Raw genomic sequence first — 460 nt, 5'->3', positions numbered from 1 at the left:
GAATACAGACAGAATTAAAAAGCGGAACATACAGACCACTACCAGTTCGAAGAGTGATGATTCCAAAACCAGACGGAAGTCAGAGACCACTTGGAATACCATGTGTGAAAGACCGAATTGTGCAGATGGCTACAAAGATAGCAATAGAGCCCGTATTCGAAGCGGACTTTAAGGACTTTTCCTACGGATTCAGACCGAAGCGTAGTGCAAAACAGGCACTAGAGGTAGTCAGAAAAGCATGCAACAACAAAGGTTACTACGTGGTAGATGCAGACATCGAAAAGTTCTTTGACAACGTAAATCAAGATAAGCTAATGGCGCTTATTGAGTTAAGAATCTCAGATAGAAGAATCCAAAAACTCATAAGGCAGTGGCTGAAATCAGGGATTCTCTATGGGGACATCCTAGAAATAAGCGAACTGGGAACGAGCCAAGGCTCGGTTATTTCGCCATTATTAGC

At 42.8% G+C, this 460-nt stretch carries 1 protein-coding gene; it reads left to right on the top strand.

Features of this window, described 5'->3' with window-relative positions; translation table 11 throughout:
* Positions 1 to 460, top strand: a 460-nt coding sequence (locus OCV47_RS03870) for a reverse transcriptase domain-containing protein (RefSeq protein WP_262653906.1), incomplete at both ends; no start/stop codon positions are given.

It is taken from the genome of Muricoprocola aceti, assembly GCF_025567005.1.
Classification (GTDB): domain Bacteria; phylum Bacillota; class Clostridia; order Lachnospirales; family Lachnospiraceae; genus Marvinbryantia; species Marvinbryantia aceti.
The sequence above is the reverse complement of the archived record's forward strand: the minus strand, read 5'-3'. Positions and strand labels throughout refer to the sequence as shown.